Here is a 14,798-nt window from a genome sequence, read left to right on the forward strand (position 1 = left end):
CGTTATCCAGGGACGTAGCTGCCGTTATCTCCCACTTTGTTAGAAGTGGGAGTATTACGGCAGGTAGTCATCGGATAAAACTTGGTTTTTGTTTTATTAACTCATTTACTGTTTTATTTATATAATCAGTTCTTATATTTGTAAGTCTTTGATGAAGTTTTTGTACCTTGACTATTTGTTTTTGGATATTTTGACGAGTAGCTTCTCCTTTCTCTTTTTTATTTCTTAATTTTAAACTTTCATATTTCCTTGAAAGTTTTCTTTGCTCACGTTTTAGTTTCTTTTCTTCTTTTTTAACTGTTTTAGTTTTGTTAATATTCTTTTTAGATAAACCATTATTACAAATTGCAAAATTCTTTAGTCCAAGGTCTACGCCTATTCCTTCTGAATAAGGTTTATTGTCTAAATTAATAGCTTCTTCAACTAAAATTGAAACAAAATATCTATCTGCTTTTTGACTTACTGTACCACTTTTAACTATAGAGTTAACTGGAATGTATCCAAATTCTTTTAATCTAATCCAACCTAAAGTTGGTACTTTAACTCTATGTCTTTCAATAGTCCAATCTGTTTTATTATTCTTTGGAAAGTAAGCTTTAACATCTTGGTTTTTCTTTTTCTTAAATTTAGGAAAGCCGCTTTCCCCTTTAAAGAATTTCTTAAATGCTTTTTCTCCATTCATAATGGCTTGTTTAGTAGCTTTGGAAGACACTTCTTTAATCCAAGCTTTGTCAGGATGATTAGGAATATATTTGTTATTAAGCCATTTAGAAAAATCCATACCACTAATAAATTTTTTCTCTTTTTCATAAACTTCTTTATTATGAGCAATATAAAAATTGTATATGAACCTACTTACACCAATAGTTTTATGAATTTTAGTTATCTGTTCTTCTGTTGGTTTAATTTCTATTTTGTATGCTTTTTTCAACTTCTTCATCTTCCTTTATCTTTTTCTTATATTTTCTTCGTATTGTTCATAAGTATACTATCTTCTATTTGTTGGTGTTCTAAATGCTTTTAATATTCCTTCGTTATCCCATCTTTGTAATGTTCTAACTGATACATTAATTAATTCTGCAAATTCATTTGGTTTATAGTTATTATTTTTCGAATGTACTCACTTCCTTTTCATAAGTACATTTTACTATATTTAATTACTTTTATCTATATTTTAAATAGCTAAAGATATCTCCTTTCTATTCTTTAAAATTAATATTCTCTGTAACCTTTAAACCCATGTCCCAAATGTTATCTTTTAGCCTAACACCAAGGCTATTATCTATTCTCATTTTATTCTTAGAATCCTCTATAACTATTCCCCCTATTATATCTTCTCTAGTCTTTTCTACAGTTACTTTAATATTCTTAAATTCCTTTAACAGCCCTTCTATATCTTTATGATATTTATTGTAATCCTTTGTAGTTAAATACATCCTATACTCCCCTTCTTCACATTCCTCAAAGGTTACCTTAATTATTTTAATCAATAAATCTTTGTACTCTTCTTTATCAGTAAATTTTATTAATTTATTCATCACATCTTTATAGACTTTTCCAATTAAATCTTCTTTTAAATTTAAGATTTCTTGATGATTTTGAGATTTAGCTTTAGCAATTATTTCATTAGCTTTCAATTCTGCCTTTTTTAAAGCCTCTTTCATTTCTAAATCTTCTATTTTTTTTATTTTTTCTTTTTCATCACTTATCATTTTTTCTTTCATATTTTGTATTTTTTCTAATTCTATTCCCTTTTCTGCCTGAATTTTATCATAAGTAAGTTTTGTAAAAAGTTTTATTTTATCATCTATACTGGTCAAAATAAGCACCCTCTCTCTAAAATAACTATAAATTAATGCCTATAGACTCTTTTACATATTTTAGTATTATATTCTTTTCTCTAGTACTTCCATGTCTATCAGGTATTTCAACTATTAGAGGAAGTCCCTTAGAAATTTTTAAAGTGTCTATTTTTTCAGGTATCATATCCACTATTTTTTCTGTAAAAATAATAATTCCAATAGTTCTATCTTGAAGAAGTGTTGATAAAATATTTAGCACTTCTTCCTTGCTATGAGCCACAACCCCATTTATACCAGCTATGTTTAATCCCTTATAAGTATCCCTATTATCACTTATCAAATAAGCCTTCATTATACAATCAACTCCACAGTTTTAATATTTACAAAAACATTCCTATAATGCCATATACAATACTCAGAGCCTCAATTAAAAATTATACATAGTTAAAAAATTATATTATAATTTCATTAATATCATTATAGAAATTATAAGTCCATATATAGCAATCCCTTCAGCAAGTCCTACAAATATAAGAGTTTTACCTAAAATTTTAGAATCCTCTGAAACTGCTCCTAGTGCTGAAGAGCCAACAGCTCCTACCGCATAACCTGCTCCTATAGTTGCGAGTCCAGTACATAGGGCGGCTGCTATATATCCCATACCTGTTGAGGAATTAGCTGTACTTTGTCCTGCTGCTTGTACTATATTAGGTATCATAAAGACTATAGATCCACTCATTACGGGAATAAAAGCACCTAAATTTATTTTTAAAGCTTTTTTCACCTTTTTTTTACCCTCTAAATTTCCCTTTAAATTTTCTACTACTCCATAAGTTATAGTTCCTATTACAACTAAAAATGTTATTACTAATAAAATATACATTTATTATGTCCCCTTTCTAATATTTAAAGTAAATTTATATTAACTGGAGAATAACTAATTCCTCCTCCTTCATAATATTTACTAAAAAGTTCATAGTACTCTAGTCTTAATCCTTGTATAAATACTATAAGCCCCTCAAGTCCAATTATTACCAAATTGCCTAGAACATACATTAAAATGCTCCCAAATCCATTATTCATCATAGATGCTATGGCTGAAAAAGCTAAAAATAATCCCGCATGATTTATAGCAAATGCTCCAACTCTTATAAAGGATAGAGTATTTGACAACATACTTAAAAACACTTCTAATATTCCAAAGCCACTTTCTATATAGTAATCTCCCTTACTCTCACTATATAAAGGCTTTTTACCTACAACTAAGTTTGACAAAGGTTCCTTAAACAATATAACAGCTATTAATGTTATAAATATTATTATCCAAACTATAACTGGCATTTGGATTTTAGACTTTGTAAACTTTGTAAATATAAATCCTATAAAGCATATATAAAATACAAGGCCTGCTAAACCATTGCTTCCAAATATTCCTTCTTTTATATCCTTTCTTTTATAACAATTTATAAAATTAAATACATACCCTCCTAGTAACAATACACATCCAAACCCTATAGCATATGTTAATACCTTATTTATATTTTCCATAGGCCTTCCTAATATTGCTGGTATCACATTTTCAAATCCAAAAAAACTTCCATATAAAGTTCCAAATATACAAGAACTTATACCTATTCTAGTTAAAACTCCTCCAAAATTAACTTTAGACTTTTTATACTTTAATAAAATTCCTGCCATTACAAATATTAATCCCTGCCCTAAATCACCAAACATTATTCCAAACATTATCATATATGTTACAGCTAAGAATCCTGTAGGATCTATTTCTTTATAAGACGGTATCCCATACATATTTACCATTGATTCAAAAGGTTTTGTAATTTTATTATTTTTAAGCTTTGTAGGTGGTATCAGATTAGGATTTATTTCATTTGAATTCTTTTTTATTACTATTAATTTATTTTCTAAATCCTTTAATGTATTTTTAAAATTCTTTAAAGAACTTAGAGGCATCCATCCGCATAAATAAAAAAATTCTTCTGTTACCCCTGTATGACTTTTAATTTTTCTTCCCTTCATCTCTAATTCAAAACTTTTCTGTAATATTAAAAGTTTCTTATTATTTTGTTTCAAAATCTCCTTAACTTCATGTCCCTCAATAGATATGTTTTCATCTATTGTCTTAAGCTTTTCTTCTAAACCTTTTAAAATTTCACTTGGAGTCCCCCTAAGTTCTCCTGTTACTTCTATTATTTCACCACTTAACGCCTTAAATATCCTTTCCGATTCTATATATAGCGATTTTGGAGTAAAAACCATATACGCACAATACTCTAAATGAGAGTATATTTTTAAAACTATTGAAGGTATATTTTCATAATTATATTTAAGTTTCGGTATATTTTCATTTTGAATTTTTATTATTTTAAAATCAAAATTGTCAAGTTCGTAAAGTTCTTTAATATCTATATCCAAATTTTTAATATATTTAAAATGTTCTATTTTTTGTTGCAGCTGTATTTTTTTACTCCTCAATTCTTTTAATACATTATACTTGGGACTTATTTTTTCTTCTAACTCACAAGCAAGTGATTCTATATCATCCATAGAATACAATAATTCTTCCTTTTTTAAAGATGCCTTTTCTACACCCTCATATATTTTTTCAAAACCTTTTATTTTTTTTCTTAAATTACCATAATCATCTTCTTCGCTATATGGTCTTATATAACATACGTCTTCCAAAGCTTTTATATTATCTTCCGTTGTAGGAAACGTAAAATCCGTTGTATCTATTTCCTCTATAGCATTTACGGGATGTATAGACCCTAATAATACAACTCTCTTAGCAACTTCATTTAAATAGGATTTAGGACCTACTATATTTAACATGATCATTTTTTCTATTGCCAAACATAATCCCTCCTTGTATTACTGCTAATAAGTAATACTTACATATTTTAATGCTTCCTCATTTTGAATATTATATCTTTTATTTTCAACTATAGATATAATATTCCTAACTTCTATTATCATAAGTTTTATATATGCCAACATAAAACCTATATTTAATTTGTTCTCTCTCTTGCTTTTTTGAAAAACACCTTTAAGGTAGGCTATTATTTCCTTTTCCATTAAATATTCATTCTCCCCCTTTATAAAAATATTTTTGTATTTAAATTTATTTAAAACCTCATAGAATTGTTCTTCATCTTTTACATAGCAAAGCTCTTTTATATCTGATGATTTAAGCTTGTATCCATCATAAATAGTATAGTTAAAAAGAATCTCTGGAGGAAGATTGTAGTATATTTTTCCTCTAAATATCCACTGTAGATTTAAAAGATCCGCTTCTATACCTATTATTTTTTTAATTTCTCTTCTATCCTCCTTAGGAATTTTGTCTACAAATTTTCTTATGGAACTAAAATAAACAAAATCCAATGCCATTTCTATTCTGAATAGCCCCTCACCCTTTACATATGATACAACTGGAGATAAATAATTATAATACGGAGTATCTTTAAGTCTTTGAACCACCTCTTCTACACTCTTAGAGTCTATGATTTTTTCATAATCCACATAGTTCAAACGTCCTTTGTATATTAAGTGCTCTTTTATTTTCTCTGATCTTTTTCCTATGTATTTTCCTCTTATAATTACTTTTAAATCTTCAATTTCAAACCTCATAAGAAAGATTTTTAGAAACTTTTTATAATCACCTACCAAATAATTGCTTAACTTTGTAAATCCATTTATACAATTTCTTTTTAAAATAAACTCTAAAAATCCTCTATTTATTTTTTCTGCATCATATCCCTTAAAGGCTTCAGCATAGAAAGTTTCATTTTTCAAATACAAAATAGCTTCTTTATAAGATTTACATTCCATAAGTTCTATATACTGTTTATCTGTTAGCATTTTACCTTCTAACGCCCTTATCTTTGTATTAATTGCAGAATACCTTATTACACTACTCATATTACTCCTCCTCTAGTGAGGCTATTATTTCATTAAATATTTCTTCAGAAATACAATTTTCCTTTTTATAGAATTTTTCTGTAATCTCCTCTAAATTCTCCTTACCTTGAACTAAAATTATTTTTGCCTCCTCATTAGCTTTTTCTATCATAGACTCCATTAAGTACCTTTGTTTTTTTTGTATTTGTATTTTTGATTTTTCATTCATGGCTAGGATGATATTTTCTAGTTTATTACTTTCCATATGTATTTTTTTGTCCATTTTTTCTCTAAATTTCTGAGCGTTCTTGTCTATAGATATTATTTTTTTTATAGTAAATTCCACTTTATCGCCCCCTATAATTAATAAATTCTATTCCTTTTATGATTACATGTCAATATATGCTTTAATTCGAAAATTATTAATGTAATTTAATATAAATACATATGTTTAATTATGTGTAATATATTACAATAATTAAAAGGAGAAACAAAATTTAACCACTTTAAATTCTGTTTCTCCTTTTAATTATTACTAAATTTTATTTACTTTTAATTCTAAAATCAAAACACACTTTATTGTAATTTTTAGTCCCTTACCATCCTTACCATAACCCAACGCCTTAACATAGGTAATAGTATCTATTTTAAAATCTCATAATCTATAGGGCATCTTCCATAAATCCTAGCAGCATCCATAAGCGCCTGTATATTTTCTATAGGTGTACCCATAGGTATTTGGCATCCTGTACTCAATATATACCCCATTTTACTATCATAGGATTTTCTTATGCATTCTTTAGCTTCCATCATTACATCTTCAATAGTTCCATTTCGCATGGTATCAACAGGCTTTACATTTCCTACTATACAAACTCTATCTCCCATAACATTTTTAGCCTCTTCCATATCTTCAGCATTATCCAAGCTAAATGTAGTAATTCCAGTTTCCAAAATGGGTTCCCATATTTCCCTACTTTTCCCGCATATGTGGATAGTAGTTCCTTTTCCTGTAAGCTCTTTCATCTTGTCCACGCATTTCTTTTGGTAAGGCATAGCAAATTCTTTGAATTGCTTTGCGCTTATTAAACTTGTAGATGCCACTGGATCAGACATACATAATCCTACCCCATACTGAGCAAACGCTTCAACTATTCTTAAATTTGTTTCTGTGACTACCTCTAATAATGTGTGCACCTTGTCTGGATACTTTATCATTCCTTTTAATAAATTTTCTGTACCTACTACCGCAGCTGCTGCACTAAAAGGCCCTGCTATGTCACTACCCACATCTACCAAATGTCCTATTTTATCAATAACTATTTTTAATGCCTTCAAACAAAGTGGTAATTTTCCATCTTTATATGGATCTGCTGGCGATAAATTATGTGCATCCCGTATATCTTTAAGTATAGGTTCCTCTAGATATGAAATTCCATTAGAAGGATAACCTATTTTACTTCCCATAGCCTCAGCCACACCTCTTAAAGTAGTTCCTACGCCAACACTATCTGGTCTTATTTTTTCAAATAGAAATACTTCTAACTCAGCCATTCTCTCTGCAGAATGATAATATTCATGAGTAGTTATACCCATTAAATTAGCCATAGTTACCCCCATTTGAGGCATGCAAGGAATTCTATCTATTTCTTGTCCTTTAGCAAAAGCATCTGTTCTTTCCTTAGGTGTCATCTGATCTGGTTTTATATATCTCTCCATTTGCTAATCACTCCCTACTACTATTTCACCCAATGAATCTCATAACTATTTTATGGTATTGCCCTATACTTATCCAATAGAAAATTTCCATACATTTCATTTTATGTATTACAATTTTTAATAGCATTTTAGGCACATTCAAATAAATAACAAGTCAGTATGCTAGTCTATTTTCCAAATTCGAATATTTATTCTTGAGCTACCCATGTTAATATTTAAATCCTGTATGAAAATAAGTAACCCATGTAAACTGGACTTCAGATAACGTTTTCTAAATTTAAGTTTAAATAAAAACTCCATTTAAAACCTATAACTTTGTTTATTTATACAATAATTTTTGATATACTTACATTATATCATTTAAGCAAACACTACAAATAAATAAATTTCACTTCATATGTTTAACGAAAGGATAGATACCCATGTCAAGAATAGGTATGCGTACAATTAAAACAGCATTGTCTGTTTTTTTATGTATAATAACACTAAATTTACTGAACATACATTACCCTTTTTATGCGTGTATTGCTGCTGTAATAAGTATGCAGAGTTCAGTTTCTGATTCATTTATAACAGGTAAAAATAGAATGATAGGTACTTCCATAGGTGCTCTTATAGGTCTTATTTTTGCTCTTATACGTCCAGAAAATTCTATCTTAACTGGAATTGGCATAATTGCAGTTATTTATTTTTGTAATGTACTTAATAAAAAAAGTTCTATAACTATTGCTTGTATAGTTTTTCTAGCTATCATGACTAATATGAAAGGTCAAGATCCTTTTATATACAGTGTAACTAGACTCTTAGAAACCTTTATAGGTATTGCCATTGCTGTACTAGTAAACTATCTAATTGCACCGCCAGATTATTTAAATAAAATATATTCTCACTGCAATACACTTATGGATGATATATTTTTCTTTTCTAAAGGCTTGATTAAAAATACATCTGATTTAAATATACTTAAGCTTCAAAGGGAAATAGATAACTTAGAAGACTCTCTTAAAACTTACTTAAATGAAATTAAACTTCAAAAGATAGATAATATAAAAGTGGATAACATAAAAAAGATATTAAACATCTGCAACAATGCTTATATTCATTTATTTACTATAGATAGATTAAGAAGGAATTGTAAATTAGACTTTGATAACGCATCTAAATATAAAGAACTATTTGAGGAAGAAGTAAATTGTAATAAAAAATGTTTATCAACAAACTTGGACCTCACATTTAACTATCATGTAAATAAACTTTTAACTCTTTTAGAAGAACTAAATAAAATCAATATCGTAAAAGATTAAATTTAATCTTTTGAAGCTAAAAATTCAAATTAGAAATAGTTAAAAAGCACCTATGGTGCTTTTTTATTTACGCTGTAGTTTATCATAATTAAGCAGCTTTACAACTCAACTTTGTCTTTTGAAATATAGAATGCCTAAAATTTCATTTTTAATGTTTTTCGTTGTTTGAAAGTCCATTTTATTCGCTTTACATAGTTATATATGTAGTTACACGCTTTTACATATTATGTAAAAGTCCATTTATATATCATTTTTGTATTTAAAACAAAATAATTATTCTTTTTTCTGAAAATTTTATTGACTAGGTATTAGTATTTAGTTATACTATATTCTATAAATTATTATGAAATAGTACTTAAGAAGGGAGATATTATGCCATGCAAAAGAAAAAAAAGCTTAACTTATCAACAAAAATTTTATTATTTATGCTTTTAGGAGCACTTTTAGGCCTTATTTCTAATAAGGAAATATCCATATTACCATATAAATATTATGAAATTTTAGAAACATATATTTTCTCACCAATAGGTAAAATGTTTATAAATTCTATAAAAATGCTGGTAGTTCCTATGGTATTTGTATCTTTAGTTAACGGGGTCGCTCAGATTGGAGATCTAAAAAAACTAGGTCGTGTTGGAGTGAAAACCATAAGTATTTACATTATCACCACTGCCATAGCTATAACTATAGGTTTAATCTTGGCTCTTCTTATTAAACCTGGTTCTAATAGCACTTTATCTATAGCAAATTTAAATTTCAAAGCACAAAATTCAATACCTTTCATTGATATAATCGTAAATATGATTCCCACTAACCCTCTTAAATCTATGACAGAAGATAACATGCTGCAAATCATAGTATTTAGCATACTTTTAGGCGTTTCTCTTACAAGTATAAACAAAGACAAGTCCAAAACTATTTTAAACTTTTTTGATGCACTTAACGACTGTATTCTAAAAATCATAGAATTTATAATGAAAACAGCACCTGTTGGAGTTTTTTGCCTTATAGCAAAGGTTATAGCTACTTTAGGATTAAGCTCCATTATAAATTTAGCCCTTTATATGTTAACTATCCTATTAGCATTATTTTTACATCTAACATTAGTCTATACAGGTATATTAACTTTCATTGCAAAATTAAATCCTATAATATTTTTCAAAAAGTTTTGGTCCGTTATGACCTTAGCCTTTAGCACGTCTAGTTCAAACGCCACTTTACCTGTAAACATGGATGTTGTTGAAAAGAAACTAGGTGTTAGCAAAAGTATATTAGGTTTTACCCTTCCATTAGGCGCTACCATTAATATGGACGGTACTGCCATAATGCAAGGTGTAGCCACTATATTCATAGCTCAACTTTTCAATATTAATATTTCACTTTCTCAACTTGTCACTGTTGTACTTACAGCTACATTAGCATCTATCGGTACTGCAGGAGTTCCTGGAGTAGGCATGATAACTCTCTCTATGGTACTTCAATCCATAGGACTTCCAGTAGAAGGAATAGCCATGATAATAGGAGTAGACCGCATCCTCGATATGTGTCGTACCGTTGTTAATATAACTGGAGATGCCATAGTTACCTTATGTGTTGCTAAATCAGAAAATGAACTAGATGCAGAAATCTTTTACAAAACTGAAGAAACTCAACTTAATTTTAGTGAATAATTATTCAAATAAAGCAAGAACTTTATAAAGTTCTTGCTTTATTACTTTTTAATATGCATTTTTAGATGAATCTTCCTCTATTCTATACAACCATTCTTAAAATAACATATTAAATATTTTTTCTTGTTCAACTTGAATCGCATGTCAAGTAGCAATCACTTCGCTGAATTTATATATCTAAAAAATTTATTCATGTTTAATCTAAAAGTCAATCCATCATACATTTCTCCTCGCACTTTCCTAAATGCAATTTTACGATGACATTCTTCGAATCCCAGCTTTGTTGCAAGACCTATCAATCTCTTATTGCCTGACCAAGTTTGAGTATATATATCTTCAATTCCTTTTGATATCAAATATTGTATAAAGAGGACCCATGCAGATGTAGCATAGCCTTTATGTCTCGCGGAAAGTGATGGTATATCAATTCCAATTGTACATTTCCCCTGTTTTCTTGTGTATTCATAACTATCATCAATATAATACCAACTGCACCAGCCAATATGAGATTTTTCTTTGTTATTTATACAAATTTGGAATACACTTCGTATTCTACTGTTATCCTTATCTTTTTCAATCCATGCAAATTTTTCCTCACGATACTTTTCAGGATTAAATATTTCCTCTCCCCCTTCATATTCCCATGGAGCATCCCATAGTTGCCATTCAGTTTCTACCGTTTCCCAATAGATTCTATCCTCTATATCCTGTTTAATAAAATCCCGCAAAATAATAATTTCATTTTTAATTTCCATGCTTTCACCCTTTTCAATTTATAATTTTTTTATATATTCATCTATGATTTTAATATCTCTACTATCTTTTTCTCTTCCTAGCTCAGCTTTCTGCTTTTTTATACTTTCTAAAGTACCTACTGGCAGCCCATCAATAAATTCTATTTCATCAACAAACCAATTTTCCAATAGTTCTATATCATCATTTACTGTTACGATTCTGGAATTATCCTCCGCCAAACTATATTTACAACCTTTATTTAAAAAGTGCTCTATCAAATTAGTTGTAACTCCTAAATCAATATCATTTGTTTCTTCTTTAACCCCATGAATTACCAACGCCGCACCGGAAGTTATCCAATACTCATTTGAAGGTAAATCCATATTTTTAAGTATTCTAATAATATCTTCTCTGCATAACATATACTTTCCTCCAAATTATATTTATCCTTTATGAAATAAAACTGTGCTGTCTCATCAAGCAAAAACTCAAATAAATATTCAAAGTAAAAGCTCTTTCCACAAATTTAAAATATACCTTATCTTCTTAAAAATCTATGCTTATACCATATCTATATACTTTTAATAACCTTGCATGGATTTCCTACAGCAATTACATTATCAGGTATATCTTTAGTAACAACACTTCCTGCTCCTATAGTTACATTATCTCCAATTTTAACTCCTGGGCATATTATTGTTCCACCACCAACCCAAACATTATTTCCTATGACAATGGGTTTTGCACATTCTTTTCCATTGAGTCTCTCAATAGGATCAACAGGATGAGCAGCAGTATAGATTTGAACATTTGGTGCTAAAAGTACATTATCACCAATTTCAACCCTATTTACATCGAGTATAGTACAACCAAAGTTAGCGAAAAAATTTTCACCAACCTTAATATTATAGCCGTAATCACAATTAAATGGTGCTTCGATATGAAATAAACCTTTTGTATTAATCAGTTTCTTTATAATTTCCTGTCTTATCTCTTTTTCACTTGGTTTTGTATGATTAAACTCAAAAGTTAAACTTCTTGCGTAATCTCTTTCCTTAACCAGTTGTTCATCACCAGCATTATATAAATCTCCTGCTAACATTTTTTCTTTTTCACTTTTCATGATTTTTTACCCCCTATAAATCTAATACTAATAATCACTTTATCAAAAGCATAATTAAAACGTAATCCTTTAAAGACACATTTTATTTTAGGTACATGAAAATAAATAACAAGTCAAAGATGCTGGTATATTTTATGTCAGACAAGGAAGCAGGTTCCGCCGCTAGTAGGACTATCGGTGGGTTCTGCTGACGCAGTATGACGCAAAATAGACTAGCATACTGACTTATTATTTATTTGAATGTGCCTTACTTTTATGGATCACCTTATATAAATATATTACCATTACTTTCTATAGCCGTACATATTCTAAATGCTTTACTTTTATATTTTAGTTTATTTAAAGAAAGAGAAAAGCACCCCTAAATGCTATTTTCTAACATTCAGGGGTGCACTGTTAAAAACTAATATTAATCTTTTTTATGTGTCTTTTTACTATGTTTGGTTCTAGAGTTATTAGCTTTCTTTTCCTTTTCTTGTTGACTTGCACAAGAACTATCATGTTTTTCATTCATAACATTCACTCCTCTCAATATCTCGTGTATTAAACCACCAAGATAAGTATTTAAAATATTATCACCTTACTATTTTGCTCAATATGCAAATTATAATTCTATGGAATTAATAACACAAGCATCACATTGACAGAAATCGGCTAATTATATAAAATGTGATTAATGATTTGTATTATTTTGAAAAATTAGATTTTTTCAACACATAACTTCATTTTTACCTTTCAACGATGTTGAAATAGGGTGCAACTCTGTAGGAATAGATTTCGTTGCTTCATGGTATAAAAGAAATCTTCACATTTTCTCTAATTTAAAACATATTTGCAATAATAACGATCGGGTGTTAGTTTTATATGGAGCCGCTCATCTAAAACTCTTAAGAGACTTTATTAATGATTCTCTTGATTTAGATTATGTAGAAGCTTTAGACTACTTGTCTTAAGAAATTTCATTAAGGTATTACTATATTTCCAAAAGCCATTTCCTATTTCATTATTACTAAATACCACTAATGCAGCCTTATTTATTTTCTCTTGTTTTAAAGACTCTATAACTGCATTAACCAATGGTTTTCCAACACCTTTTCCTCTATAATTTTTATCCACAGCAGTATGATAAATATACGCTCTTCTACCATCATGTCCACATAAAATACTTCCTATTATTTTATCATTCTCAACAGCTATAAAATTAGTTGTTGAATTTTTCTTTAGGAACTTGCTAATACCCTCTTTAGAATCATCTATACTCCTTATTCCTACCCCTTTTATAGAAGTCCATAGCATAAATACTTCATCATAGTTATCAATGGTCATTTCTAATATTCTCATATTTTGCCCTCCAATATATACCATTTTGTATTTTTATTATAAAATATAAAGAGCTAGCTTGTAAACTAACTCTTTCATTGTGAACTTACTATACAATTTTTGTTGTCCAACCAACATTACATTCTCCAAATATCCAAAATCTCTTAACCCCCTTATCTTCAATATCTCACTATACTTTATATTAGAATTATGCTATACTAACTAAGTAAATTTCGTAACCGTAGAAGTGGATGGCTACGGTGGTTGTACGTTAGCCACCTTGGGCTATTGATGATTCTCATCATAGCTTAAGGGGGTGGTATTGGATATGATACTAATTGCTTTTATGACTTTATTTTCAGTAATAATTGTTTTACTGATATTTATAGCCTTAAAACCAGCTTCGAAACTTTGTGATTTTGAAATGAATATTAGTGTTAAAAGTCTTAAAATTAAATTTAAGACAAAAGAAAAAAGTTCCCCATCCAGCAAGAAGTAGAACTCTTTTCTTTACTTATTTAATTATTAAATAAAATCCAATAGCCCTAAAACTAAAAACGTTCTAGGGTTGGCTTAGTGTTACCAGCACTAAGCCTCTTCTTATTTATATTATATCAAATATTCTTTAAAAATAAACCTTTAATTTTATACTATGCAATTATTATTCTAATGTCCTTTATGCTTTTCTTTCTTTTTCGTCTGCTTTAATTGAAACTTTCTTTCTTCCATTTCATTTTTTCGCTCTTTGTTAATTTTTTTGTTAATTAACTTATTTTCCTCAAACTGTTTTTTTAAAGCTATTTGAGCCTTAGTTCCTATACCCTCGTTTTTAGTTTCTTTTCTAATTTTTCTTTGCATCCTTTTGGGTTTTTCCCGTCTTATGCCTAATTTTTCATTTAAATTGGCTATTATACTACTGAACTTTAAATTTTTAAATTCTTTTAATATAAATTGATGAATCTCTTCATCTTTAGGCTCCGCTCCAAAAGTCACCTTACATACTTTATAACCATCATTCTCATATACTTCAAATACACCTATCCAAAAAGGTTCATTAAAAAGAACTGTTAATTTAATTGATGTTATCATAAACATCTCCTCCTGTTAAATTAAAATCTCTAGAGAATGGACAACCCCAGGAGGGCAGGTTACTGCTATATTAAATTTATATAGGTTCTGACTACCAACAGAAACTGTGTTTTTA

At 28.6% G+C, this 14,798-nt stretch carries 16 protein-coding genes and 2 pseudogenes; 4 read left to right on the plus strand and 14 right to left on the minus strand.

Annotation, left to right across the window (positions count from 1 at the left end; genetic code table 11):
* Window positions 1–73 precede the first annotated feature (73 nt).
* The 9 genes and pseudogenes from C1715_RS00135 to C1715_RS00175 all read right to left on the minus strand — a co-directional run.
* Window positions 74–940 (minus strand): annotated as a pseudogene (locus C1715_RS00135) (RNA-guided endonuclease InsQ/TnpB family protein); the annotation flags it as partial.
* A pseudogene (locus tag C1715_RS20240) lies at window positions 918–1,072 on the minus strand (MerR family DNA-binding transcriptional regulator); the annotation flags it as partial. The pseudogenes C1715_RS20240 and C1715_RS00135, both read right to left, overlap by 23 nt.
* A 127-nt stretch (window positions 1,073–1,199) precedes the next feature.
* Window positions 1,200–1,820 carry a V-type ATP synthase subunit E gene (locus tag C1715_RS00145; protein ID WP_102398668.1) on the minus strand — a complete coding sequence of 207 codons (621 nt, stop codon included), beginning with the start codon at window positions 1,818–1,820 and terminating at the stop codon, window positions 1,200–1,202.
* 25 nt (window positions 1,821–1,845) lie between these two features.
* Complete coding sequence (locus tag C1715_RS00150; RefSeq protein WP_102398669.1) at window positions 1,846–2,154, minus strand: V-type ATP synthase subunit F; 309 nt, start codon at window positions 2,152–2,154, stop codon at window positions 1,846–1,848.
* 105 nt (window positions 2,155–2,259) lie between these two features.
* Window positions 2,260–2,685, minus strand: a complete 426-nt coding sequence (locus tag C1715_RS00155; RefSeq protein WP_102398670.1) for an ATP synthase subunit C — start codon at window positions 2,683–2,685, stop codon at window positions 2,260–2,262.
* Window positions 2,686–2,708: 23 nt separating this feature from the next.
* Window positions 2,709–4,676, minus strand: a complete 1,968-nt coding sequence (locus tag C1715_RS00160; RefSeq protein WP_102398671.1) for a V-type ATP synthase subunit I — start codon at window positions 4,674–4,676, stop codon at window positions 2,709–2,711.
* A 24-nt stretch (window positions 4,677–4,700) separates the two neighbouring features.
* Window positions 4,701–5,744, minus strand: coding sequence for a V-type ATPase subunit (locus C1715_RS00165; RefSeq protein WP_102398672.1), 1,044 nt, complete (start codon window positions 5,742–5,744; stop codon window positions 4,701–4,703).
* Window position 5,745: 1 nt separating this feature from the next.
* Entirely contained in the window at window positions 5,746–6,069 is a 324-nt protein-coding gene (locus tag C1715_RS00170; RefSeq protein WP_102398673.1) for a hypothetical protein, read from the minus strand.
* Between the two features lie 296 nt (window positions 6,070–6,365).
* Window positions 6,366–7,442, minus strand: coding sequence for a uroporphyrinogen decarboxylase family protein (locus C1715_RS00175; protein ID WP_102398674.1), 1,077 nt, complete (start codon window positions 7,440–7,442; stop codon window positions 6,366–6,368).
* A gap of 422 nt (window positions 7,443–7,864) precedes the next feature.
* On the opposite strand from C1715_RS00175, the gene C1715_RS00180 reads away from it, so the two are divergent.
* Window positions 7,865–8,746 (plus strand): FUSC family protein, encoded by an 882-nt coding sequence (locus tag C1715_RS00180; RefSeq protein ID WP_102398675.1) that lies wholly within the window; start codon window positions 7,865–7,867, stop codon window positions 8,744–8,746.
* Window positions 8,747–9,123: 377 nt separating this feature from the next.
* Window positions 9,124–10,416 carry a dicarboxylate/amino acid:cation symporter gene (locus C1715_RS00185; RefSeq protein WP_102398676.1) on the plus strand — a complete coding sequence of 431 codons (1,293 nt, stop codon included), beginning with the start codon at window positions 9,124–9,126 and terminating at the stop codon, window positions 10,414–10,416.
* 155 nt (window positions 10,417–10,571) lie between these two features.
* Here C1715_RS00185 and C1715_RS00190 read toward each other — a convergent pair whose 3' ends face one another.
* The 3 genes from C1715_RS00190 to C1715_RS00200 form a co-directional block, all read right to left on the minus strand.
* Window positions 10,572–11,171: a GNAT family N-acetyltransferase gene (locus tag C1715_RS00190; RefSeq protein ID WP_102398677.1), complete on the minus strand. Its 600-nt coding sequence runs from the start codon at window positions 11,169–11,171 to the stop codon at window positions 10,572–10,574.
* A gap of 18 nt (window positions 11,172–11,189) precedes the next feature.
* Complete coding sequence (locus C1715_RS00195; RefSeq protein ID WP_102398678.1) at window positions 11,190–11,573, minus strand: hypothetical protein; 384 nt, start codon at window positions 11,571–11,573, stop codon at window positions 11,190–11,192.
* 149 nt (window positions 11,574–11,722) lie between these two features.
* Window positions 11,723–12,274: a sugar O-acetyltransferase gene (locus tag C1715_RS00200; RefSeq protein ID WP_102398679.1), complete on the minus strand. Its 552-nt coding sequence runs from the start codon at window positions 12,272–12,274 to the stop codon at window positions 11,723–11,725.
* Window positions 12,275–13,044: 770 nt separating this feature from the next.
* On the opposite strand from C1715_RS00200, the gene C1715_RS20245 reads away from it, so the two are divergent.
* Window positions 13,045–13,227: a DUF5694 domain-containing protein gene (locus C1715_RS20245; RefSeq protein WP_423240815.1), complete on the plus strand. Its 183-nt coding sequence runs from the start codon at window positions 13,045–13,047 to the stop codon at window positions 13,225–13,227.
* Here C1715_RS20245 and C1715_RS00205 read toward each other — a convergent pair.
* Window positions 13,175–13,615, minus strand: a complete 441-nt coding sequence (locus C1715_RS00205) for a GNAT family N-acetyltransferase (protein ID WP_102398680.1) — start codon at window positions 13,613–13,615, stop codon at window positions 13,175–13,177. The genes C1715_RS20245 and C1715_RS00205 overlap by 53 nt on opposite strands.
* Before the next feature lie 301 nt (window positions 13,616–13,916).
* On the opposite strand from C1715_RS00205, the gene C1715_RS19210 reads away from it, so the two are divergent.
* Window positions 13,917–14,093 (plus strand): hypothetical protein, encoded by a 177-nt coding sequence (locus C1715_RS19210; protein WP_180963941.1) that lies wholly within the window; start codon window positions 13,917–13,919, stop codon window positions 14,091–14,093.
* A gap of 167 nt (window positions 14,094–14,260) precedes the next feature.
* Here C1715_RS19210 and C1715_RS00210 read toward each other — a convergent pair whose 3' ends face one another.
* On the minus strand, window positions 14,261–14,683 hold the full coding sequence (locus C1715_RS00210; RefSeq protein ID WP_102398681.1) for a YjdF family protein: 423 nt from the start codon (window positions 14,681–14,683) through the stop codon (window positions 14,261–14,263).
* Window positions 14,684–14,798: the final 115 nt, after the last annotated feature.

The sequence above is a fragment of the Haloimpatiens massiliensis genome, assembly GCF_900184255.1.
In the GTDB taxonomy this organism is placed as follows: domain Bacteria; phylum Bacillota; class Clostridia; order Clostridiales; family Clostridiaceae; genus Haloimpatiens; species Haloimpatiens massiliensis.

What these genes read in the sequence shown, in the direction of transcription:
- C1715_RS00150 (WP_102398669.1), bottom strand. Translation starts at nt 2,154, where the DNA reads ATGAAGGCTTATTTGATAAGTGATAATAGGGATACTTATAAGGGATTA.
- C1715_RS00155 (WP_102398670.1), bottom strand. Translation starts at nt 2,685, where the DNA reads ATGTATATTTTATTAGTAATAACATTTTTAGTTGTAATAGGAACTATA.
- C1715_RS00165 (WP_102398672.1), bottom strand. Translation starts at nt 5,744, where the DNA reads ATGAGTAGTGTAATAAGGTATTCTGCAATTAATACAAAGATAAGGGCG.
- C1715_RS00175 (WP_102398674.1), bottom strand. Translation starts at nt 7,442, where the DNA reads ATGGAGAGATATATAAAACCAGATCAGATGACACCTAAGGAAAGAACA.
- C1715_RS00180 (WP_102398675.1), top strand. Translation starts at nt 7,865, where the DNA reads ATGTCAAGAATAGGTATGCGTACAATTAAAACAGCATTGTCTGTTTTT.
- C1715_RS00185 (WP_102398676.1), top strand. Translation starts at nt 9,124, where the DNA reads ATGCAAAAGAAAAAAAAGCTTAACTTATCAACAAAAATTTTATTATTT.
- C1715_RS00190 (WP_102398677.1), bottom strand. Translation starts at nt 11,171, where the DNA reads ATGGAAATTAAAAATGAAATTATTATTTTGCGGGATTTTATTAAACAG.
- C1715_RS00195 (WP_102398678.1), bottom strand. Translation starts at nt 11,573, where the DNA reads ATGTTATGCAGAGAAGATATTATTAGAATACTTAAAAATATGGATTTA.
- C1715_RS00200 (WP_102398679.1), bottom strand. Translation starts at nt 12,274, where the DNA reads ATGAAAAGTGAAAAAGAAAAAATGTTAGCAGGAGATTTATATAATGCT.
- C1715_RS00205 (WP_102398680.1), bottom strand. Translation starts at nt 13,615, where the DNA reads ATGAGAATATTAGAAATGACCATTGATAACTATGATGAAGTATTTATG.
- C1715_RS00210 (WP_102398681.1), bottom strand. Translation starts at nt 14,683, where the DNA reads ATGATAACATCAATTAAATTAACAGTTCTTTTTAATGAACCTTTTTGG.